The organism is Microbacterium sp. H37-C3 (assembly GCF_027157935.1).
Taxonomy (GTDB): domain Bacteria; phylum Actinomycetota; class Actinomycetes; order Actinomycetales; family Microbacteriaceae; genus Microbacterium; species Microbacterium plantarum.
Genome location: NZ_JAPVLR010000002.1, coordinates 94,673 through 115,342, shown reverse-complemented (window position 1 = coordinate 115,342; position 20,670 = coordinate 94,673). Strand labels below are relative to the sequence as shown.

At 70.8% G+C, this 20,670-nt stretch carries 19 protein-coding genes; 4 read left to right on the top strand and 15 right to left on the bottom strand.

Going from position 1 to position 20,670, the window contains the following annotated elements; genetic code table 11:
* Positions 1–9: 9 nt before the first annotated feature.
* Positions 10–540, bottom strand: coding sequence for a universal stress protein (locus O1W71_RS05615; protein ID WP_269266898.1), 531 nt, complete (start codon positions 538–540; stop codon positions 10–12).
* Positions 541–688: 148 nt separating this feature from the next.
* On the opposite strand from O1W71_RS05615, the gene O1W71_RS05610 reads away from it, so the two are divergent.
* Positions 689–865 (top strand): DUF3073 family protein, encoded by a 177-nt coding sequence (locus O1W71_RS05610; protein WP_023953093.1) that lies wholly within the window; start codon positions 689–691, stop codon positions 863–865.
* Between the two features lie 9 nt (positions 866–874).
* Here O1W71_RS05610 and O1W71_RS05605 read toward each other — a convergent pair whose 3' ends face one another.
* From O1W71_RS05605 to O1W71_RS05585, 5 genes are all read right to left on the bottom strand, one after another.
* Complete coding sequence (locus O1W71_RS05605) at positions 875–2,098, bottom strand: MFS transporter (RefSeq protein WP_269266897.1); 1,224 nt, start codon at positions 2,096–2,098, stop codon at positions 875–877.
* Positions 2,095–3,555, bottom strand: a complete 1,461-nt coding sequence (gene purF, locus O1W71_RS05600) for an amidophosphoribosyltransferase (RefSeq protein WP_269266896.1) — start codon at positions 3,553–3,555, stop codon at positions 2,095–2,097. Before purF ends, O1W71_RS05605 begins: the two co-directional genes overlap by 4 nt.
* 6 nt (positions 3,556–3,561) lie before the next feature.
* Positions 3,562–4,680 (bottom strand): phosphoribosylformylglycinamidine cyclo-ligase, encoded by a 1,119-nt coding sequence (gene purM / locus O1W71_RS05595; protein ID WP_269266894.1) that lies wholly within the window; start codon positions 4,678–4,680, stop codon positions 3,562–3,564.
* Between the two features lie 94 nt (positions 4,681–4,774).
* Positions 4,775–5,560, bottom strand: a complete 786-nt coding sequence (gene nagB, locus O1W71_RS05590; RefSeq protein ID WP_269266892.1) for a glucosamine-6-phosphate deaminase — start codon at positions 5,558–5,560, stop codon at positions 4,775–4,777.
* A gap of 50 nt (positions 5,561–5,610) precedes the next feature.
* Complete coding sequence (locus O1W71_RS05585) at positions 5,611–6,756, bottom strand: ROK family transcriptional regulator (RefSeq protein WP_064955170.1); 1,146 nt, start codon at positions 6,754–6,756, stop codon at positions 5,611–5,613.
* Positions 6,757–6,854: 98 nt separating this feature from the next.
* On the opposite strand from O1W71_RS05585, the gene nagE reads away from it, so the two are divergent.
* Positions 6,855–8,777, top strand: a complete 1,923-nt coding sequence (nagE, locus tag O1W71_RS05580; RefSeq protein WP_269266889.1) for an N-acetylglucosamine-specific PTS transporter subunit IIBC — start codon at positions 6,855–6,857, stop codon at positions 8,775–8,777.
* A gap of 73 nt (positions 8,778–8,850) precedes the next feature.
* The gene (locus O1W71_RS05575; protein WP_269266888.1) at positions 8,851–9,462 is read left to right on the top strand and encodes a zinc-binding alcohol dehydrogenase; all 612 of its coding nucleotides are present in this window, start codon (positions 8,851–8,853) and stop codon (positions 9,460–9,462) included.
* 105 nt (positions 9,463–9,567) lie between these two features.
* Here O1W71_RS05575 and O1W71_RS05570 read toward each other — a convergent pair whose 3' ends face one another.
* The 7 genes from O1W71_RS05570 to O1W71_RS05540 form a co-directional block, all read right to left on the bottom strand.
* Complete coding sequence (locus O1W71_RS05570; RefSeq protein WP_269266887.1) at positions 9,568–9,891, bottom strand: potassium transporter Trk; 324 nt, start codon at positions 9,889–9,891, stop codon at positions 9,568–9,570.
* A 63-nt stretch (positions 9,892–9,954) separates the two neighbouring features.
* The gene (locus O1W71_RS05565; protein ID WP_269266886.1) at positions 9,955–12,840 is read right to left on the bottom strand and encodes an HtaA domain-containing protein; all 2,886 of its coding nucleotides are present in this window, start codon (positions 12,838–12,840) and stop codon (positions 9,955–9,957) included.
* A 101-nt stretch (positions 12,841–12,941) separates the two neighbouring features.
* Positions 12,942–13,727 (bottom strand): heme ABC transporter ATP-binding protein, encoded by a 786-nt coding sequence (locus O1W71_RS05560; protein ID WP_269266885.1) that lies wholly within the window; start codon positions 13,725–13,727, stop codon positions 12,942–12,944.
* Positions 13,724–14,773: a FecCD family ABC transporter permease gene (locus tag O1W71_RS05555; protein WP_269266884.1), complete on the bottom strand. Its 1,050-nt coding sequence runs from the start codon at positions 14,771–14,773 to the stop codon at positions 13,724–13,726. The genes O1W71_RS05560 and O1W71_RS05555 overlap by 4 nt, the downstream gene beginning before the upstream one ends.
* Positions 14,770–15,873, bottom strand: a complete 1,104-nt coding sequence (locus tag O1W71_RS05550) for a heme/hemin ABC transporter substrate-binding protein (RefSeq protein ID WP_269267515.1) — start codon at positions 15,871–15,873, stop codon at positions 14,770–14,772. Before O1W71_RS05550 ends, O1W71_RS05555 begins: the two co-directional genes overlap by 4 nt.
* A gap of 2 nt (positions 15,874–15,875) precedes the next feature.
* On the bottom strand, positions 15,876–16,760 hold the full coding sequence (locus tag O1W71_RS05545; protein WP_269266883.1) for an HtaA domain-containing protein: 885 nt from the start codon (positions 16,758–16,760) through the stop codon (positions 15,876–15,878).
* A gap of 51 nt (positions 16,761–16,811) precedes the next feature.
* Positions 16,812–17,180: a sterol carrier family protein gene (locus tag O1W71_RS05540; protein WP_114588927.1), complete on the bottom strand. Its 369-nt coding sequence runs from the start codon at positions 17,178–17,180 to the stop codon at positions 16,812–16,814.
* A 35-nt stretch (positions 17,181–17,215) separates the two neighbouring features.
* Between O1W71_RS05540 and purD the strand changes: the two genes are divergently transcribed.
* Positions 17,216–18,487 carry a phosphoribosylamine--glycine ligase gene (gene purD / locus O1W71_RS05535; protein WP_269266882.1) on the top strand — a complete coding sequence of 424 codons (1,272 nt, stop codon included), beginning with the start codon at positions 17,216–17,218 and terminating at the stop codon, positions 18,485–18,487.
* Between the two features lie 38 nt (positions 18,488–18,525).
* Here the strand turns inward: purD and O1W71_RS05530 are convergent, their stop codons facing one another.
* Positions 18,526–20,016: a DHA2 family efflux MFS transporter permease subunit gene (locus tag O1W71_RS05530; RefSeq protein ID WP_269266881.1), complete on the bottom strand. Its 1,491-nt coding sequence runs from the start codon at positions 20,014–20,016 to the stop codon at positions 18,526–18,528.
* Positions 20,013–20,636: a PadR family transcriptional regulator gene (locus tag O1W71_RS05525; protein ID WP_114588924.1), complete on the bottom strand. Its 624-nt coding sequence runs from the start codon at positions 20,634–20,636 to the stop codon at positions 20,013–20,015. The genes O1W71_RS05530 and O1W71_RS05525 overlap by 4 nt, the downstream gene beginning before the upstream one ends.
* Positions 20,637–20,670: the final 34 nt, after the last annotated feature.

The window sequence follows — 20,670 nt, the reverse complement described above, 5'->3', positions numbered from 1 at the left end:
CCGGGCCGCTCAGGGCTCGGGCCAGAGGTCCTCGTCGTCCGCGGCGGTCTCACCCTGCGGCACGACGAGGATGGGCCGCCGCTGCCGATGCGCCAGCCGCGCCGCTACCGACCCCGTGAAGAACTCACGGATCGACTCGCCGATGCCCCGGCGACGCGTGCCGACCACGAGCAGCTTCGCGTCCAGCCGGTCGGCGAGGTGCTTGATGGCGAGCGCGGGATCCCCGACCAGCTGATGGACGGTCCACTCGACGGTCGACGACGCGAGCGCCTCAGCGGCGGCGGCGCGGATCTGCTCGAGCTGCGCCGCGCTCGAGACCGCCCCGAGGTCGATGGGAGCGGTGTGGACGTAGCCGTCGGGGTCCTCGTAGGTCACGAATCGCGTGACATCGACGTGCACCACGATGAGTCCGACACCGAGCATCGACGCATACCGGGCCGCCTCGACCACGACGCGGGGCGACTGCCCGGGGATGACTCCCGCGATGACGGGCGTCGACGGAAGACGACTTTCGTCGCCTGCGGAGTGCTGATCGGCCATGGTCGCCCCCTGTCTCAGCGGCGGCACCGGCGATGGCTCGGGGCCCCCGTGTTATTCTTGATGCTACTCTTCCCCGGCCCAGCGCCGGATCGTGAAATGCTCCGGGCACCGCTGAACAGCCCGTGACTCAGAAATGAGGGGGTCTCGCATGGGGCGTGGCCGTCAAAAGGCGAAGCACACCAAGATCGCGCGTGAGCTGAAGTACGACACCTACAATGTCAACTTCTCCTCGCTCGAGAAGGAGCTCGCTCATTCCGACGACGATCAGTACGTCGACAAGTGGGCTGACCAGTACTCCGACGAGTACGAGGACGAGAAGGCCTGACCGGGCTCATCACCATGCGCCGTGGCGCTGCTCCCACTCGTCTTCGATCGTGTGGGGGCGTGTGACGACGATCCCCGCGGGGATCGCGGCGAGCATCAGCACGCCGACCATGATGAGCGGGGCCGTCCATTCCCCCGTCGCCTCGTGCAGCAGCGCGAACGAGATGGGGAAGACCGCAGCAACGGCGTAGCCGACGCTCTGCGCGAATCCGCTGAGCGCGACCGTGCCCTCGTGCGTCCTCGTCTTGCGCTGGATGAACACCAGCGCAGCCGGGAACAGCATCTGCGGCGTGCCCAGCAGCACGACCCACAGCACGACGGCCGACCCGGGCGCGATGAGCAGTCCCGCGACGGCGACGAGCCCGGCCGACGCCGCGACGGCGTAGATCACGCCGAGCCGCTGCCAGCGCGTGATGACGAGCGGCACGATGATCGACCACGGCAACCCCATCGCGCCGAACAGCGCGAGGAGCGAACCGGCGGCGGCATGGGATACGCCCGCGAGGTCGACGAGGATGATCGGCAGCCACGCGAACGACGCGTAGACGCTGGATGCCGACACCGCGAAGGTGACGGCGACGGCCCACGCCATCGGCAGGCGCACGAGGCGGCTGAGCACGTTCGGCGACGGGGTCGGGGCGATGACGGCATCCGCCGTGGCCGCCGCGATGCGCGACCGGCGCAGCGTCACGAGCCAGGGGATGACCGCGAGCACGGCGAACACCGACCACAGCCCGAGAGAGAACCGCCATCCCGCGGTGTCGGCGATCGGCACCGCGACGAGCGGCGGCACGAAGGCCGCCACAGCGAGCATCGTCGAGTAGACCGCCGTCATGGTCCCGACGCGGTCGGGGAAGTACGTCTTGATCAGCGGCGGCAGCACGACATTGCCGATGCTGATCGCGGCGAAGAGCACGGTCGTGGCGATGAGCAGGATGCCGGCATCCGGCGCGAGCGCTCGACCCAGCAGGGCAGCCGCAGCGACGACCATCGCGGCGACCGCGAGTCGCTGCAGGCCGAACCGCCGCTCGAGAATCGGAGTGATGACGCCGAAGACCGCGAAGCACACCGGCGGCGCCGCGCCGATGAGGCCGGCCACCCACGACGGCACGCCGAGGTCCGCGTCGATCTCGGTGAGGATCGGCGACAGCGACGCGACGGCCGAGCGCAGTGAGAAGGCGACGAGGATGACGCCGAGGAACGCGAGGACGCGTCCTCGCCAGAGCGAAGTCACGACTGCTGGGTGCCCTCGACCCAGTTCAGATACTCCTCGCTGACCGTCCCGGTGACGTAGCGCCCGTCGAAGCAGCTCATGTCGAGGTCGACGATGTCGGTGCCCTCGACGATCGCCGCCTTCAGGTCGTCGATCTCCTGGTACACGAGATAGTCGCAGCCAAGCTCCTCGGCGATCTCGGGGATCGTCCGATCGTGGGCGATGAGCTCGTGACGCGAGGGCATGTTGATGCCGTAGACGTGCGGGTAGCGCACCGGCGGCGCGGCGGACGCGAACGTGACGCTCTTGGCACCGGCATCCCGGGCCATCTGGATGATCTCCTTCGACGTCGTGCCGCGCACGATCGAGTCGTCGATGAGGAGGACGTTCTTGCCCTTGAACTCGCTCGACATCGCGTTGAGCTTCTGGCGCACGCTCTTCTTGCGCACGGCCTGGCCCGGCATGATGAAGGTCCGGCCGACGTAACGGTTCTTGTAGAAGCCCTCGCGGTACTCGATGCCGAGCTTGCGCGCGACCTGCATCGCCGCCGGACGCGATGAGTCGGGGATCGGCATGACGACATCGATCGCACCCTGAGGGGTGTACTTGGCGATCGTGTCGGCGAGACGCTCGCCCATGCGCAGGCGAGCCTCGTAGACCGAGATGCCGTTCATGATCGAGTCGGGACGGGCGAGGTAGACGTACTCGAACGAGCACGGCGCGAGCTGCGTCTGCTGCGCGCACTGACGCGTGTGCAGAGTGCCGTCGGCGTCGATGAAGACCGCTTCGCCGGGCTCGACGTCGCGCACGACCTCGAAGCCGCCGTTCTCGAGCACGAGCGACTCGGATGCGACGGTCCACTCGTCGCGGCCGTTCTCGGCCCGGCGCGTGCCGAGGATGAGGGGACGGATGCCGAACGGGTCGCGGAATGCGAGCAGACCGTGGCCGGCGATGAGCGCGATCGCGGCGTACGAGCCCTCGACGCGCTCGTGGACGCGCTCGACGGCCTGGAACACCTGATCGGGGTCGAGGTCGAGACCCGAGATGGTGGCCTGCAGCTCGTTGGCGAGCACGTTCACCAGCAGCTCGGTGTCGGAGCTGGTGTTCAGGTGACGGCGGTCCTTGCTGAACAGCTCGTCGGTCAGCTCGCGCGTGTTGGTCAGGTTGCCGTTGTGCACGAGCACGATGCCGTAGGGAGCGTTGACGTAGAAGGGCTGCGCCTCCTCTTCGCTCGACGCCGTGCCCTTGGTGGCGTAGCGGACGTGGCCGAGTCCGATGTTGCCGAGGAGCGAACGCATGTCACGCGTGCGGACCGCCTCGCGCACCTGGCCGTTGGCCTTGAAGATGTGGAAGACGCCGCTGTTCTCAGCGGTCGCGATTCCGGTCGAGTCCTGGCCGCGGTGCTGCAGCAGCAGGAGGGCGTCGTAGATCTCCTGGTTCGCCGGGGACTGCCCGACGATTCCGACGATTCCGCACATGGGGTGTCAGTTCGCTCCTGCTTCGCGGTAACCGCCGACGAGACGCACTGCTCCGCCGTCGACGCCCTTGGCGCCCTGTTCGTAGTCGCCCGCGGGACGCGGACCCGTCGAGACGACACCGACCTGCCAGGTGTCGATGCCATCCGCGCTGAGCGCCGCGATCGCGGCATCCGCTGCGGCCGGCGACACGACGGCGAAGAAGCCGATGCCGAGGTTCCAGGTGCCTTCGGTGCGCTCGAGCTCGAGGCCGCCGAGGTCGGCGAGGACGCGGAAGACCGGCGACGGCGACCAGGTCGCGCGATCGACGTCGACCCAGGTGTCCTTCGGCAGGACGCGCGCGAGGTTCGCCGCGATACCGCCGCCCGTGACGTGGCTGAGGGAGTGGATGCCGTCGCCGAGCTCGGCGATCAGGCGCAGCAGCGGCGAGGTGTACAGGCGCGTCGGCTCGAGCAGCTGCTCGCCCCAGGTGCGGCCGAAGTCGGCGGCCTGGTCGCCGTAGCCGATGCCCGCACCGGTGATGATGTGACGGATCAGCGAGTAGCCGTTGGAGTGCGGGCCGCTCGAGGCGAGCGCGAGCACGACGTCGCCGTCCCGCACCCGGTCGGCGCCCAGCACCTGCTCGGACTCCACGACACCGGTCGCGGCACCCGCGACGTCGTAGTCGTTCACGCCCAGCAGACCCGGGTGCTCGGCCGTCTCGCCGCCGACGAGCGCGGTGCCCGTCGCAGAGCAGCCGTCGGCGATGCCGCGGACGATGTCGGCGATGCGCTCGGGCACGACCTTGCCGCACGCGATGTAGTCGGTCATGAAGAGCGGCTTCGCGCCGACCACGACGATGTCGTCGACGACCATGCCGACCAGGTCCTGCCCGATCGTGTCGTGCTTGTCGATGGCCTGCGCGATCGCGACCTTCGTGCCGACGCCGTCGGTCGAGGTCGCCAGCAGCGGCTTCGTGTAGCCGAGCAGCGCGCTCGCGTCGAAGAGGCCGGCGAAGCCGCCGACACCCCCGAGGACTTCGTCGCCGTGGGTTCGCCGGACCGCCGACTTCATCAGTTCGACGGCGAGGTCTCCCGCCGCGGTGTCGACGCCGGCTTGGGTATAGGGATCAGTGGGACTCGAGGCCACGGCATCCAGAGTACCGGCCCGTGGAGCGACCGAGCGCCGGGCGTGTCTCGGCGGCCCGAATCGGTCGTGATTCCATCGCGACACGGACCGGGCGTCAGATGCCCTGCCAGGCGGGCTTGTTCGCCCACGCGTGCCGGTAGTAGGGCGTCTGAGTCAGGGCGCTCGCGGCGGCCTCGTCGACGACGACCGTGACATGGGGATGCAGTTGCACGGCCGAGCCCGGCGCCGAGGTGCTGACCGGTCCCTCGACAGCGGCGGCGACGGCATCCGCCTTCGCCTCGCCGAAGGCCAGGAGCACGAGGTGCCGAGCGCGCAGGATGGTGCCGATGCCCTGGGTGATGCAGTGCATCGGAACATCATCGGGCGAATCGAAGAAGCGGGCGTTGTCGGCCCGAGTCTCCTCGGTGAGCGTCTTGACGCGCGTCAGCGAGGCGAGCGAGCTGCCCGGCTCGTTGAAGCCGATGTGCCCGGTGCGGCCGATGCCAAGGATCTGCAGGTCGACCCCGCCCGCGGCGCGGATCGCGGCCTCGTACTGCTCCCCCGCGGTCTCGATGCCGTCGAGGTCACCGTGCGGAACCTCGATGCGGGCCGGGTCGAACCCGACGGGCTCGACGACCTCTCGCTCGATGACGCTGCGGTAGCTCTCCGGGTGGCCGGCGGGCAGCCCGACGTACTCGTCGAGCGCGAAGCCGCGCACGCGCGACACGTCGATGTCCTCGCCGCGCACGCGCTCGGCGAGGTGCCGGTAGACTGCGAGCGGGGTCGACCCGGTCGCCAGTCCGAGCACGGCATCGGGGCGCCGCTGGATGAGGTCGACGATCGCGTCGCCGACGAGACGGCCCGCCTCCTGCTCGCTGGGGACGATGACGACTTCGGCCATGACTCTTCCTTCTTTCGGTTCGGTCGGGAGGGCGGATGCCGGGGCTCGGCTCAGGCGAGCCCGAGGGTCTCCGACAGCACGAGGGCTGCGGCTCCCCGCAGTCGGAGGTCGCCGTGGGTCTCGGCGAGGCGCACGGTCAGGTCGTCGAAGAGGATCGGCAGCACGCGAGCTGCGATGGCTTCGCTCGCGGCGTCGATGAGCGCCCCCTCGATCAGCTCGGCCGGTCCGCTCAGCACGACGTCCGTCAGCCCGAGCGTCGCGACGAGCGGTGACAGCGCGATGCCGAGGCACCGCCCCGCCTCGCGGCGAACGTGCAGAGCGGCCTCGGCGTCGGGCGCCGCTGCGAGCCGAGCCTCGAGCTTCGGCACCGACAGCCAGGCCTCGAGGCATCCGGTGCGGCCGCACGCGCAGACGGGGCCCTCGCCCTCCGTCACGACGACGTGGCCGATCTCGCCCGCGGCCCAGTTGCGTCCGTGGACGACCGCGCCGTTCACGATCGCGGCGGCTCCGACGCCGGCGCCGATCCGGACGAGCAGCAGATCGTGATCGACCTTGCCGAAGCTCAGCTCGCCCATGCCCGCGGCGTTGAGCCCGTTGGTGACCGAGACCGGCAGACCGGTGCGGTCGAACAGGATGCCGCGGAGCGCGACGTCGTGCCAGTCCAGATGCGACGACTCGCGGACGACGCCCGCGCCGTCGACGACGCCCGGTGTCGAGACGCCGATCCCGAGGATCGGGGCCTCAGCCGTGCGGACCAGCCGGTCGATGAGGTCACCGAGCACGGCGAGCGCCTCGGCGCCGGTCGACCCGCCGCGCTCGACGACCTCGCGCGCGATGACGGTTCCACCGAGGTCGACGACGGCGCCCTCGATCGTGTCGCCGCTCGAGATCGACACGGCGACCACGTTGCGCGACGACCTCGCCAGCGCGAGGGCCCGGGAGGGCGCGCCAGGCCCCGACCGGTGTCCGCGGCCGCTCTCGACGACGAGCTGCTCGTCGACGAGCTCACCGACCAGATCGGAGATCGTCACGCGCGAGAGTCCGGTCGCACGCGCGATGTCGGCGCGCGACAGCCCTTCCTCTCGGTGGAGCGCCTGCAGGACGAGGCGACGGTTGTTGCTGCGCGCGTCCTCGGGACGGATGCGGCGGCCGCGCGCCCTCGGCGAAGCAGCGCCTTCCGCTGACGTCGTAGTCATACGTTCCCCGATCGAGTACAGTTCCCGAGAAATAATTCGGAAACGTTCTTAACCAATACTGTCAGAACCCCGTTCCCCCGCGCACATCGGAGTGACCCGTGAAATTCTTCCAACGACTCGGCCGGTCGATCATGCTGCCGGTCGCCGTGCTTCCCGTCGCCGCCATCCTCGTCGGGATCAGCTACTGGATCGCCTCTGCCGCAGGCCCCAACATCATCGCGACGTTCCTCGCCGCCGCGGGCGGCGCACTGATCGACAACATGGCCCTGCTCTTCGCGATCGGCATCTCGATCGGCATGGCCAACAAGTCTGACGGGACCTCAGCGCTGGCCGGGCTCGTGTCGTGGCTCACGATCACGACCCTCCTGAGCCCCGCGACCGTCGCCGGCTTCCTCGGCATCGAGGATGTCGCCGAGGTCGACCCCGCCTTCGGCAAGGTGCAGAACGTCTTCATCGGCATCATCTGCGGCCTCATCGGCGCGTGGGCCTACAACCGGTTCAAGGACGTCAGGCTCCCGGACGCGCTGTCCTTCTTCTCGGGAAAGCGCTCCGTGGCGATCGTCACGGCCGGCATCTCGCTCGTCGTCGCCGCGGTGCTGTTCTTCGTCTGGCCCATCGTCTACACGGGCCTGGTCATCTTCGGCGAGTGGATCTCGACCCTCGGCCCCGTCGGCGCAGGGCTCTACGGCTTCTTCAACCGCCTCCTGATCCCGCTCGGGCTGCACCACGCTCTGAACTCGGTCTTCTGGTTCGACGTCGCCGGCATTAACGACCTCAACAACTTCCTCGCCGGCTCCAACGGCGACGGCGTCTTCGGGGTGACCGGTCAGTACATGACCGGCTTCTTCCCGATCATGATGTTCGGTCTGCCCGGCGCCGCCCTGGCGATGTACGTCACCGCCAAGACCAAGCGCAAGAAGATGGTGTCGGGCATCCTCCTCTCAGCCGCCGTCGCCTCGTTCTTCGTCGGCGTCACCGAACCGCTCGAGTTCACCTTCATGTTCCTCGCGCCGTGGCTGTACCTCGTCCACGCCGTCTTCACCGGCATCTCGGTCTTCATCGCCGCGCTGCTCCCGACCCGCATGGGCTTCGGCTTCTCGGCGGGCTTCATCGACCTGGTGCTCGGCTGGATGAACCCGCTGGCTCAGAACCCCTGGATGATCCCGATCATGGGCCTGTTCTGGTTCGCGGTCTACTTCGTGGTGTTCCGGTTCCTCATCCTGAAGTTCCGGCTGAAGACGCCGGGCCGTGAAGACGACGACGAGCTTGCAGCCGACATCGGCCCGGGAATCAACCGCGACGCGGGCTACGGCCCCACCGCGGAGAAGATGATCGCGGGCCTCGGCGGCAAGGACAACATCGTCCAGCTCGACAACTGCGCGACCCGCCTCCGCCTCGAGGTGGCCGACACGTCGCGCGTCGACAGCGACGCGCTCAAGCGCGCCGGCGCCGCGGGCACCATGATCTCCGGCGCCAAGTCGGTGCAGGTGGTCTACGGACTCAACGTGCAGTTCGTGAAGGATGCGATGGACGACGTGCTCGCCGGCCGCGAGGTCGAGCCGCCCGCGGCATCCCCGGCGCCGCAAGGCGCGGGCGCCGTGACGACCACCGCTCCCGCGATCGTCCGACTGCGTCAGCCCGTCGCGGGCAGGGTCGTGCCGCTCGCGGAGGTTCCCGACCCGATGTTCTCGCAGGGGACGATGGGCCCGGGCCTCGCGATCGATCCGGCCGGCGACACCGTCGTCGCGCCCGCCGACGGGACCGTGACCACGGTGTTCCCCACGGGGCACGCCGTGGGGATGACCCTCGACGACGGCACCGAGCTGCTGATCCACGTGGGCATCGACACCGTCGACCTCAAGGGCCGTGGGTTCCAGGCGCTCGTCCAGCAGGGTGAGGGCGTGCACGCGGGACATCCGTTGCTCCGCATCGACACGGGCGTCATCCGCGGCGCGGGCTACTCCCCCATCACGCCGGTCATCGTGCTGAACAACGAACACGCGTCGATCGAGTTCGAGTGACGCCTCGGCCGGTGCCGAGCGTGATCTCCTCCGCACCGGCCGCACCCCACCACCCCCGCTCTAAACTGGCGCCATGAGCGCGGCGAAGACTCCCGAATGGGTGGTGCGGGAGGATGCCGCGCCCTCGGTCATCGTCGCGCTGTACCTGCGTCAGGTGCTCGGCATCCGCACTCCGGATGAGCTGCCCCACCTGCGTGGGATCGAGCCGACACCCGTCGAGCGCGACCCCGAGACGCAGGCCGAGCTCGAGCGGCAGTGGCGAGCGTACTGGGAGATGACGGTCGAGCCGCTCGCGCATCCCTCCCCCGTGCCGCTCGACCTGGTCGAGGGTTTCGACACGCTCGTCGCGTTGCCCACCGAGGGATTGGAACAGCTCGAGCACGCCATGCGTCCGCATGCGGCCGAGGCGGTCGCCTTCGCGCGTGACGTGCACGCCCGGTACACGGCGCGCTCTTCGGGCGCCGGCGCCGTCGCCTACCGCGCGTACGCCGGGGCGCTCGCCCAGCACGAGCGCCGCATCGGCCGGCGGGCGCACTCGTTCGAGCTGAACGTGCAGGTGCTGCCGTTGAGCCAGCGCGGCGTGTGGTGGATCGGCGCGCTCACGATCGCCGTCACCGACGGTCTGCGCAGCGACGTCGTGGCCTTCGACGCCGCGATCGCGCCGATCATCGCCGAGATCGCCTGACCTCGCGCGATCCCGCATCCGTGGTGCGCGGCGCGTGGAGCGCACTTGCGTGAATGAGGCGCCGTTCGAACTGCGGCCGACGTGCGAAAGTGCGCCTTACCCGGGTCAGGCGTTGTCGACGGTGCGGACGCGCTCGTGCAGGATACGCACCTCGCGCGTGCGCCGACGCGCGGCGCGGTCAAGCACGAGGGCGATGACGCCCGCGATCGCCATGCACGCCGGGATGGCGCCGAGCGCGATGAAGCCGAAGACCTGACCCGCGGAGTACTGCAGGCCGGTGTTGGTGCTGACGCCCTCGTCCGGGATGCCGAACGTCAGGGCCAGCGCGACGATGATGCCCGCGGCGGCGCCGAGCAGGAGGAACACGCTGTACTTGGGCACACGACGCACGCGCGCCGACTCGACCCGTTCGGTGATCTCCTCAGCCATGACTCCATTGTCGCACCGCCCGAGCAATGCCCGGGCGGTGCGACGCGAGGGCTCAGCGAGTCGTCAGAGCGCGCTGCGACGGCGACGCGTGAACGACACGGCGAGCGCGCCGATCAGCAGCATCCCGGCACCCAGCCACAGGGTGTCGACGGGCGCCTGTCCACCGGTCGCGGCGAGGGTCGCGTCGGTCGATGCGTCGCACGGCACCTCGGCGCCGAGCGGGAACGTGATGCTCACCGGGTCGAGCGCCTCACCCGCCGAGTAGAAGCCGGCGAAGGCCTCGGCCCCCGCGGCCGTCAGCGTGGCCGATGCGCCTGTCCAGCTGATCCGATTCGCCGTCGTCGTGACGGCGGGCAGCGAGAGCGTCGCGAAGACGACGCCGTTCGCGTTCACGTCGGGCGACCCGTTGTATCCCTTGGACTGCACGTTCACGATCAGCGAGGCGGTGTTCGCGCCGGTGATCTGCACGCGCGGGTTCGACAGGGTCATGTCGAGCAGACCGCTGTGGCCGGTGTAGTGCACCGAGCCGCCGAAGCTGACACGACCGCGATCGTTCTCGGGGCTGTACGCACCCGAGCCGGTGCCCCAGCCGCCGGAGATCTCTCCCTTGGCGATCGGGCCCGTGATGTACGAGCGGTACGACTCCTTCACACCCCAGTCGATCGTCGCTCCCGAGACCGACCGGGCGACGCACGACGGTGCGGCCGGCGACTCGACGGCTGCGGCGACAGCGGCAGCCGTGACCCGGAAGGGCGCGGATGCCGCGACGACGCCGCCAACGCTGAGCTCGAGCGTGTGGTCGCCCGTCGCGAAGCCGGTGGGAACCGCCCACGAGAACGACACGCGTCCGCCGGCATCCGCCGTCGCCGTGCCGATGGTGACCGGCTCGGAGTGCGCGACGGCCGTCACGACGTCACCGGGCGCGAAGCCGCCGCCGGTGAACACGAGCACGCCACCCTGGGCGACCGTAGCCGAGCCCGCGAACGCGACGAACGGGGCCGTCGGCTGCGCGACGGTGACGTCGGCGAAGGCGTCGAGCGTCCGGTCGGTCATCGACAGCTCGTGCGCCGCGGATGTGGCGACGTGGTAGCTCTTCGTCGGGTCGAGCGAGCCCGCGGGAATCGTCAGCTCGACGGTGAAGGCACCACCGACGATCGAGCCCGGGCGCACCCAGGCCAGCTGCACCCAGCCCTCGGCGGGCAGGGGCCCTGCCCCGGCCCAGAGCGACTTCTCGCCGAAGCCGACGTACGCGCCGTTGACGGCGCTGTCGCCGACGAAACCGCTGCCCGCGACCGTGAGCGTGTTGGCCACGGCCGGGTCGAGGTCGGCGTTCGGGGTGACCGTGATTCTCGGGCTCTTCGTCGGCTCGGGCTGCGGCGCGACCTCGGCCCACGTCACCGGGACGAAGAGCTCGTTGTCGGGCTGCAGACCCTGCGACTTCTCGTTGCCGAAGGTGAAGACGCCGAGGCGGTAGTCGTCGCCGGGGCGCTTCTCGTTCGCGGACTTCTCATCGACCCGGACGGTCCACGTGAAGTCGACCGTGCCGTCGGCGTTCTCGGTCCACGGGAGGTTGGCGGCGCCGGTCGGATCGCCCGACACGCGGACGTATGAGACCGACGGGCGCGCGGCATCCGCGGCACCGTCGGTGGGCTTCCAGGTCTCGGCGACCCAGCCGAAGCGCAGCGCGAATCCGGCTCCCACCTCGCTCTGGCGGTAGTTGCGTCCCTCAACGGTCAGCGTGGCACCGCTCGGGTCGACATCCGTGTTCGGCGTAACCGTGAGGGTGGGGGCGGGGAGCGGCTCGGCCGGCGTCGTCCCGAACGACACGACCACCTTCGCGTCCTGGGTGCGGTTGGTCATGCCGCTGTGATTGGCGATCGTGTAGACCGCCGTCGTCTCGCCCTTCGGCGCGACCGTCAGCGTGGTCTCGAACGAACCGTCCTCGGTGAAGCTCACCATCGTCGGGGTGAGGGGAGTCGACGTGACGACCTTCGCGCCGTTCGTGCACCCCGCTGCGATGAAGGCGAAGTCGACCTCTGCGAGCGGGCGGTCGGTGCAGGTCGTGAGGTAGATCGGCTGGGCGGGGTCGTAGCCCGTGCCCCTGACGGTGATCTCCTCGCCCGCGGGGTCGAGCCCTGTCGACTTCGACAGCGTGAGGGTGGGCACCCGCGCCGGGGTCTCGGGCTCGGTCGCCTTCGCGGTGACCGCGTAGCTCAGCGCCGGCGCGGTCGAGGCGGAGTAGGCCGTGGCGTCGGCCGGGGTGAACGCGGCCGCGATGCTGTGCGTGCCGACGGCGAGCGACGAGGTGACGATGCTCGCGACGCCCCCGTCGACCGGAGCCGAGCCGAGCGATGCGTCACCGGCCGTGAACGAGACGGAGCCGGATGCCGCAGGCGAGACCGTCGCCGTCAGGGTGACGTCGGCGCCCTCGACGGCCGTTCCGTCGGGCGAGACCGACAGGGTCGTCGTGGTCGACTCGGCGACGGGCGGGAAGAGCGCGTCCCAGTCGATCGAGACGTCGGCGCGGGCGAGGAGATTCGCCCCGGTGGGGAACGAACGAGACGGCCACGAGATGACCTCGTAGGCCTTCGTGCGATCGAGCTCGCTCGCGATCTGCTCGAGGCTTCCGGAGATCTCGCCCGCAGCGGAGACGTCCAACGAGGTGTTGGGCGTGGTCGCCTGGTCGACCGTCAGGTCGCCCTTCTCGACGAGGGCGACGTAGGCGTGCCGGCTCGGCTGGCCCGGGTACTGGGGGGCGACCTCGAAACCCGTGCCGGAGACGGCCACGGTGATCTTCTCGTTCGCGACGACGGTGGTCGACGTCGTCAGAACGGGGCCGGCGGCCGACGCCGGTGCGGCGACGCCGACGACGGCGGCCATGGCCATGAGCGCGCCGGTCAGCACGCTCGCGAGCGGACGCTGCAGCGCCGCCCTCCTGGTTCTCAGCATGGGAACCCTCCGAATCTCGATGCAGGTGAAGCTCGCGCGTCGGGCACGCGACGTCAGTTAGCTTAGCCTTACCTAATCCAATTTTGTGAGGAGGCTGATAGTCAGCGCTCGGCGTGACGGCGAGGGAGGATGACCGGGCGGCCGGTATCCGGATCGTCGAGCACGCGCACCTCGGTGCCGTAGACGGCCGTGACCCGCTCCGCCATGAGCACCTCTCGCGTGCTGCCCCGGGCGACGAGCCGGCCGCCGTCGATCATCGCGACCTCGTCGGCGTACGCCGCAGCGAGCGACAGGTCGTGCAGCACGACGACCACCGCGCACCCGTCACGGGCGAGGTCGCGTGCGACGCCGAGGACGTCCTCCTGGTGCCGGAGGTCGAGCGCCGCCGTCGGCTCGTCGAGCAGCACGACGGGGGTGTCCTGCGCGAGCACGCGGGCGAGCGAGACGCGTGCCTTCTCGCCGCCCGAGAGTGACGGGTAGGCGCGATGCAGCAAGTGCGCGACATCCGCCCGTTCGACCGCTTCGGCGATACGCGCATCGTCGAGGGCCGCCTGCTCGGTCCCGATCCAAGGCGTCCGCCCCATCGCGACGACCTGCCCCGCCGTAAACGAGAACGCCACCTGGTTCGACTGAAGCAGCACGGACCGCCGCCGCGACAGGTTGGGGGCCGACCACTCGCTCACCCGGCGTCCGTCGAGACGGACATCCCCCGAGGTGGGTGCACGGTCGCCCGTCAGCAGCGACAGCAGGCTCGACTTGCCGGCGCCGTTGGGCCCGACGAGGGCGAGCAGCCGACCGTAGCCGACATCCATCGTCACGTCGTCGAGGATCGTCGCATCGCCCAGCCGCAGGCTGGCGTGCTGCACCTCGGCGGCGACCCCGGTCACGTCCAGCCCCCGGCGGTGCGGCGCGTGCGGCGGATGAGCCAGAAGAAGAACGGCCCGCCGACGAGCGACGTCAGGATGCCGATCGGGAGGTCCGCCGAGACGACGATGGTCCGCGCGAGGAGGTCGGCGTAGACGAGCACGACCCCGCCGGCGAGCGCTGACAGCGAGATGAGCCCGCGGTGCGCCGGCCCAACCAGCATGCGGATGATGTGGGGCACGACGAGACCGACGAACGCGATGATGCCGACGAACGCGACCGCAACGCCGGTGAGCAGCGCGACGAGGACGATCGACCCGACCCGCAGCGCCTCGACGCGCACACCGAGGTGCGCGGCGGTGCGATCACCGAGCGCGAGAAGGTCGAATAGGCGTGCGAGACCGAGGGATGCCGCTGTGCCGAGCGCTCCGACGAGCGCGACGATCGCCACCTCCGACCAGCGCGAACCGTTCATCGAGCCGAGCTGCCAGAACACGATCTGCTCGCGTGACGCGGTGTCGCCGACGAACATCAGCAGTGCCAGCGCGGCACCCGCGAACGCGTTGACGGCGATGCCCGTCAGAATGAGCGTGATCGACTCGGTACGCCCGTGCGCGCGTGCGGCGGCGTAGACCACGAGGGTCGCGACGAGGCCGCCCGCGAACGCGCAGACCGCGATCGACCACGGGCCGAGGAACGAGACGCCGAGCGTGATCGCGGCGGCCGCGCCGACGGCCGCGCCCGACGAGACGCCGACGACGCCCGGCTCGGCGAGCGGGTTGGCGAAGATCGCCTGGATGACGGCACCGGCGACCGCCAGCAGCGCGCCGACGAGCAGCGACATCGCGACACGGGGGAACCGGATCTGCCACAGCGTCTGCTCGATCAGCGGCTCGGTCGGCGCCCACGGATTGGACAGGCCGATCGCCCGGAGCAGCGAGCCGACAACCTCGGCAGGACCGACGGGCAGCTGGCCGAGGCCGGCCGACAGCACGACGCCCACCGCGAGCAACGCCGCGGTCACGGACCCGACGAGGACTGCGCGGCGCCCTGCGGCGAGCGGGGTCACGAGGCGGGATCGGGCGCGTAGACAGCGCGTGCCAGCGCGTCGAGCACCCCCGCGCTGCGCGGCCCGAACGACAGGATCTGCCCGTCCGCCATGTCGACGAAGCGGCGATGCTGGCCGGCTGCGGTCAGCGCGATCGCGGGCTTGTCGGCGAGCAGGCCATCGACGCCGCCGACCGATTCGAGCCCGGCGGTCATCACGAGGATGAGGTCGGGGTCGGCGGCGACCATGGCTTCGTCGTTGAGGGGCTGCATCCCGCTCCAGCCGAGCTCGCCGGCGACGTCGACCCCGCCGAGGGCGGTGATGAGCTGGTCGGCACCGGACTCGGACCCGAACAGGTAGTAGACACCCGCGGTGCCGCGCAGGTAGAGGAAGACCATTCGCAGACGCTCGCTCGCGGCCTCCGGTGCGAGCGCGGCGATCTGCGCACGCGTCTCGTCGACCTCGCTCACGATCCGCTGAGCGAGCTGCTCTCCCGCCTCGGCGACGCCGAGCACCTCGCCGACCGAGCGCGCCAGGTCGGCGGCGCCGTCGAACGACGCCGAACGCTCGACGAAGAGGACCGTGATGCCGACATCCCGCAGCTGCCGCACGACGTCGACCGGCCCGATGCTGCCGTCGGTGATGACCAGCGTGGGAGCGAGGCCGATGATCGACTCGGCGTTGACGGTGTGGCCGCTGCCCGTGACAACCGGCAGGTCCGCCGCACCGGGGAACGTCGTCGAGACGTCGCGGCCCACGAGGTGGTCCCCGAGCCCCAGGCCCCAGACGGTGGCGGCGAGCGATCCGGAGAGGTCCATCGCGATGATGCGGGCGGTGTCGGAGACCGTCACCTCGACGTCGCCCGTGAGGTCGTGAGAGGTCACGGTGACCGGCAGGCTCTGGGTGGGATCCGTCAGGACCGGCTCGACCGCGGCATCAGCGAGCACCGCGGTCGACGGGCCTTCGAGCGAGCGCGGATCGGCCACGCGCGCGAGTTCGCTCAATGGAGGCCGGTCGATCGCGACCTGCGCCGCAGCCTCGCCGTGAGACGTCGCCGCCGGAGCGCACGCACTGAGCGACAGGGCCGCGGCGGCGAGCGCAGCGACGACGAGCCGCCGCATCCTCACGCCGACGACCCGTCGGCGGACGCCTCGCGGCGCTTGCGGCGCGCGGCCACGATCGCGGCGGCGGTTCCGCCGACTGTCGCGACGAGCGCGCCGCCGATCGCGGCGATGAGCGCGACGGGGAGGGCACCGCTCGATCCGCTCTCGTCGTCGCCCGCCTCTGCGGCATCCGCGGCGGGAGACGCGTCGACGACGGGTGACGGCTCGGCCGTCGGGGTAGCAGCCGCGCACACCCCGCTCGCGGTGAACGAGAGCGGGTCGAAGGCGGTGCCCGTCTCGTAGTTGCCGAAGGCGGCGTACCCCTTGTCGGTGATCGCGGTGGCGGCATCCGTCGCGGCGAGGGTGAGGGCATCTCCCGAGACCGTGCTCTCCAGACCCGCCAGGTCGAGGGTCACGAGCGGAACCTGGGGCGTCGTGACGACGGTGTCGTCGCCGGCGAGCGCGCTCTCCATCGACACCCCGGCGAGGTCGACGAGAACGCGCCCCGCCGCCGGCGCGAGCTCGAGCGTGGCGTTCTGCACGGTCGAGTCGAGCAGGCCGCCGTGCCCCGTGAATCGGATGCCGCCGGGGAAGGCGATCGACCCGGCGCCGGTCGCGGGGTCGTAGCTGCCCGTGCCGCCGGTCCAGGTGAACGCGGGCGTCTCGTAACCGACGCCGCCGAACGGCTCCCACGCTCCCTTCGCGATGGAGCCGGAGATGTACGAGCGGAACGACTCCTTGAAGCCCCACGTGATGGTCGCGTCGGTGATGTCGCACGCGGGCGGCGAGCTCGCCGCGGCGGGGTCGGGACCGCCGACCGCAGAGGCGGGGGCGGCGATGCCGAGGAGGATCGACGCGGCGGCGAGCGCCCCGAGAGACGCTCGAGGCAGAAGGGAAGAGCGCACAGCAGACTCCAGAGGTAAGCTCAGGCTTGCCTAACCTTACCGGAGTCGGCGTCAGGGCCGCAGCGGCAGCAGCGCTCCGAGGTCGGCGCGGGTGCCCGACGCTCTGAGCCGGCCCGCGGTGGCGGCATCCGCCCAGGCCAGCTGGCCGAGGGCGAGGGCGATCCAGGTCGCGGCATCCGTCTCGACGACGTTGGGGGGAGTGCCGCGCGTGTGTCGCGGACCCTCGACGACCTGCACGGCACCGAAGGGCGGCACGCGCATCTCGACCGAGTTGCCGGGCGCCTTCTCGACGAGCAGCTGCAACAGGTAGCGCACGGCCGTCGCCAGGTCGGTGCGCGCAGGTTTCTCGCCGGAGGCGTCGGCGGCGGCGACCGCGGCGAGCGCGGCGCGGCCATCGGCGGTGAGGATGCTGCGGGCCATGGGTTCCACGCTAGCCCGGTCGGTAGGCTGGCCGGGTGAAGATCCTGGTCCTCGGCTCGGGCGCGCGCGAGCACGCCATCATCCTCGCTCTCGCCGCGGAAGGCGCAGGTCACGACCTGCTCGCGGCCCCCGGCAACGCCGGCATCGCGCGCGATGCCGAGATCGTCCCGGGCCTCGACCAGAACGACCCGGTCGCGGTGACCGAGTTCGCCGGCAGCGCCAACGTCGACCTCGTCATCGTCGGCCCGGAGGCCCCGCTCATCGCCGGTGTCGCCGATGCGCTGCGGGAACGCGGCATCCCCGTCTTCGGGCCCGGAAAGGTCGCCGCGCAGCTCGAGGGGTCGAAGGCCTTCGCGAAGCGCGTCATGGACGAGGCCGGCGTGCCCACCGGGCGGGCGGTGCGCGCGCGGAGCCGCGCCGAGGTCGAGGCCGCGCTCGACGAGCTCGGCGCGCCCCACGTGGTCAAGGCCGACGGTCTCGCCGCCGGCAAGGGCGTCATCGTCACCGATGACCGTGACGCGGCGCTCGCCCACGCCGACACCTACCTCGCGAGCGGCCCGGTGCTGATCGAGGAGTTCCTCGCCGGCCCCGAGGTGTCGCTCTTCTTCGTCTCGGACGGCGACACCGTCCGAGCCCTGAGCCCCGCGCAGGACTACAAGCGCGCCTACGACGGCGACGCCGGCCCGAACACCGGGGGCATGGGCGCCTACTCGCCGCTCCCTTGGCTCGCCGACCGGTTCGGCAGCGAGGCCGCGTTCGTCGCCGAGGTCACGCGCGACGTGGCCGAGCCCGTCATCCGCCATCTCGACGCCGAGGGCACGCCGTTCATCGGCCTCCTCTACGCGGGCCTCATCCTCACCGAGTCGGGCATCAAGGTCATCGAGTTCAACGCGCGGTTCGGCGACCCCGAGACGCAGGTCGTGCTCGCGCGGCTGACGTCGCCGCTCTCGGAGCTGCTGATGGCCGCGGCGAGCGGGCGCCTCGAGTCCGAGCCCGAGCCGACGTTCTCGAGCGATGCCGCCGTCACGGTCGTGCTCGCGAGCAAGGGCTACCCCGAGAACCCGGTGACCGGCCGGGCGCTCACGGGGCTCGACGCCGCGGCATCCGTCGAGGGCGTGCACCTCGCGCATGCCGCGACCGCCGAGACGGTCGACGGGCTCGTCGCCACCGGCGGGCGCGTGCTGAACGTCGTCGCGCGCGGCACCGACTTCACCGAGGCCCGTGACCGCGCCTATCGCGCGCTGTCCGAGATCAGCCTCGACGGCTCGCACCACCGCACCGACATCGCCGCCCGCGTCGCGGACTGAATCCACGACGCGGGCGGTTTCGTTCGGTCGCGGCCGGTTCAGCGCTGCGCGAGGTGCGCGGGGCGCTTGAGGAAGATCACGACGATCACGGCGACCCCGATGACGATCGCCGGCAGGATCATGGCCTGCGCCATCGCGGCGGAGAAGCCCTCGGCGATCGCGGGAGGCATCGCGCCGCCGCCGCCGAAGTCGCCGCCCGCGGCATCCCCGGCACCCGGCAGGTTCGCCGTCAGCCGCGACTGCATGTAGGCCGCGATCGCCGCCGAGCCGATCACCGAGCCGACCGTGCGGGTCGTGTTGTAGATGCCCGAGCCGGCCCCTGCCTGACGCGGCGGCAGGTTGCGGGTCGCCGTCGTGGCGAGCGGACCCCACATGCCGGCGTTGGCGACGCCGATGATCGCCGCGGGGATGAGCAGCAGCAGGACGGGCGCCTCGGTGTTCATGAGCAGCGCGTAGCCGACGAGGCCCAGGACCATCAGCGTCAGGCCGGGGACGAGCAGCAGGCGCGGGTCGACGCGGTCGAGGATGCGGCCGGCCAGCGGTGCGAGCGCGCCCGAGAGAACCGCCATCGGCACGAGCAGCAGCGCCGACTGCGTCGGGGTGAGCCCGCGCGCGAGCTGCGTGAAGAACGCCATCGGCAGCGCCATGCTCGTCACGGTGAAGCCCACCGCGGCGATCGCGAGGTTCGAGATCGCGAAGTTGCGGTCGCGGAAGAGCTCGAGCGGCACGAGGGGCTCGCTCTTCGTCCGTCCCTGCGTCCAGACGAACACCGCCATGACGACGACACCGGCCGCGATCATCGCCCAGATGCCGGCGGCCCACTCGTAGTGCTCGCCCTCCTGCAGGCCGAACACGATGAGGAAGAGCCCGATCGCGCTCAGCACGACGCCCACGACGTCGAAGCGGTGGGGGTGGGTCTCGAGCTGCGGCACCAGGCGCCACGCCAGCACGAACGCCACGACGCCGACGGGGATGTTGACGAAGAAGATCCACTCCCACCCGAAGCCGTCGACGAGAAGGCCGCCCGCGAGCGGTCCGACGAGGGTCGCGACACCGGCGGTCGCACCCCACAGGCCCATGGCCGCGCCCCGGCGCTCGGCGGGGAAGGTGCGGGTGATGACGGCCATCGTCTGCGGGGTCATGAGGGCGGCGCCGAGACCCTGCACGGCGCGCGCGATCACGAGCACGGCGAGCGAGCCTGAGAGCCCGCAGGCGAGCGAGGCGATCGTGAAGATCGCGAGCCCGATCAGATAGATGTTCTTCGGCCCGAACCGGTCGCCGAGGCGGCCCGTGACCAGCAGGGGCACTGCGTAGGCGAGCAGGTACGACGAGGTGACCCACACCACGTTGTCGAGGTTGCCGGTCGACGGGTCGAGCGCGGCCTTGATCGCCGGGTTCGCGACCGAGACGATCGTGGTGTCGACGAGGATCATGAAGAACCCGATGACCATCGCCCACAGGGCGGGCCACGGGTTGACGGCGGGGGCGGCGCCTTCGGGGGCGCGGACGGTGCTGGTTCTCTCGCTCATGCGCGGGCGGCTTCTCTCTGTGCCAGGTAGCGGTCGGTCGGGGCAAGGTCGGTGACCCCCCACACGGTGTCGGGACGACGGATGTACTCGACCGCTTCGTCGAGCCAGGCGACATCCGCCGACAGCAAAGCCGTCTCGCGGTGCACCTCGATCCAGAACTGGGGATACGAGCCGCGCTCGATCGCATGGTCGCGCGCCTGGCGGTGCGCGTCGAGGGATGCCGCCAGGGCGTCCCTCCGCTCGCTGAGGAGCGCCACCACTTCGGCGCGCTCGAGGTTGTGCGATTCGGCCAGCGCGACGCGGAAACGCTCGGGGCGGTCGACGGCGGGGAGCTCGCGCCGCACCCACGCGGTCATCATGTCGGCGCCGGCGTCCGTGAGCGTGTACGTCGTCCGCTCCGGACGGTTGCCGTCGCGATCGGTGCCGACGTCATCGATGAGGCCCTGCCGCTCGAGACGCGCGACGGTGTGGTAGATCGTCCCGTGCGTCAGGGCGACGAGGCGGTCGGCCTTCCGTTCGCGCAGCAGGCGGACCATCTCATACGCGTGCATGTCGTCCTCGTGCAGCAGCGCGAGCAGCATCAGCCCCAGCGGGGTGAGCCGATCGACGGCATCCGGCATGGCATCCCCCTCTCGATTAGTCCATGTGGACTAT

Excerpts from the sequence above, each read along its gene's own strand:
- O1W71_RS05615 (WP_269266898.1), bottom strand. The coding sequence starts at position 540 with ATGGCCGATCAGCACTCCGCAGGCGACGAAAGTCGTCTTCCGTCGACG.
- O1W71_RS05610 (WP_023953093.1), top strand. The coding sequence starts at position 689 with ATGGGGCGTGGCCGTCAAAAGGCGAAGCACACCAAGATCGCGCGTGAG.
- purF (WP_269266896.1), bottom strand. The coding sequence starts at position 3,555 with ATGTGCGGAATCGTCGGAATCGTCGGGCAGTCCCCGGCGAACCAGGAG.
- nagB (WP_269266892.1), bottom strand. The coding sequence starts at position 5,560 with ATGGCCGAAGTCGTCATCGTCCCCAGCGAGCAGGAGGCGGGCCGTCTC.
- O1W71_RS05585 (WP_064955170.1), bottom strand. The coding sequence starts at position 6,756 with ATGACTACGACGTCAGCGGAAGGCGCTGCTTCGCCGAGGGCGCGCGGC.
- O1W71_RS05575 (WP_269266888.1), top strand. The coding sequence starts at position 8,851 with ATGAGCGCGGCGAAGACTCCCGAATGGGTGGTGCGGGAGGATGCCGCG.
- O1W71_RS05570 (WP_269266887.1), bottom strand. The coding sequence starts at position 9,891 with ATGGCTGAGGAGATCACCGAACGGGTCGAGTCGGCGCGCGTGCGTCGT.
- O1W71_RS05565 (WP_269266886.1), bottom strand. The coding sequence starts at position 12,840 with ATGCTGAGAACCAGGAGGGCGGCGCTGCAGCGTCCGCTCGCGAGCGTG.
- O1W71_RS05550 (WP_269267515.1), bottom strand. The coding sequence starts at position 15,873 with ATGCGGCGGCTCGTCGTCGCTGCGCTCGCCGCCGCGGCCCTGTCGCTC.
- O1W71_RS05540 (WP_114588927.1), bottom strand. The coding sequence starts at position 17,180 with ATGGCCCGCAGCATCCTCACCGCCGATGGCCGCGCCGCGCTCGCCGCG.
- O1W71_RS05530 (WP_269266881.1), bottom strand. The coding sequence starts at position 20,016 with ATGAGCGAGAGAACCAGCACCGTCCGCGCCCCCGAAGGCGCCGCCCCC.
- O1W71_RS05525 (WP_114588924.1), bottom strand. The coding sequence starts at position 20,636 with ATGCCGGATGCCGTCGATCGGCTCACCCCGCTGGGGCTGATGCTGCTC.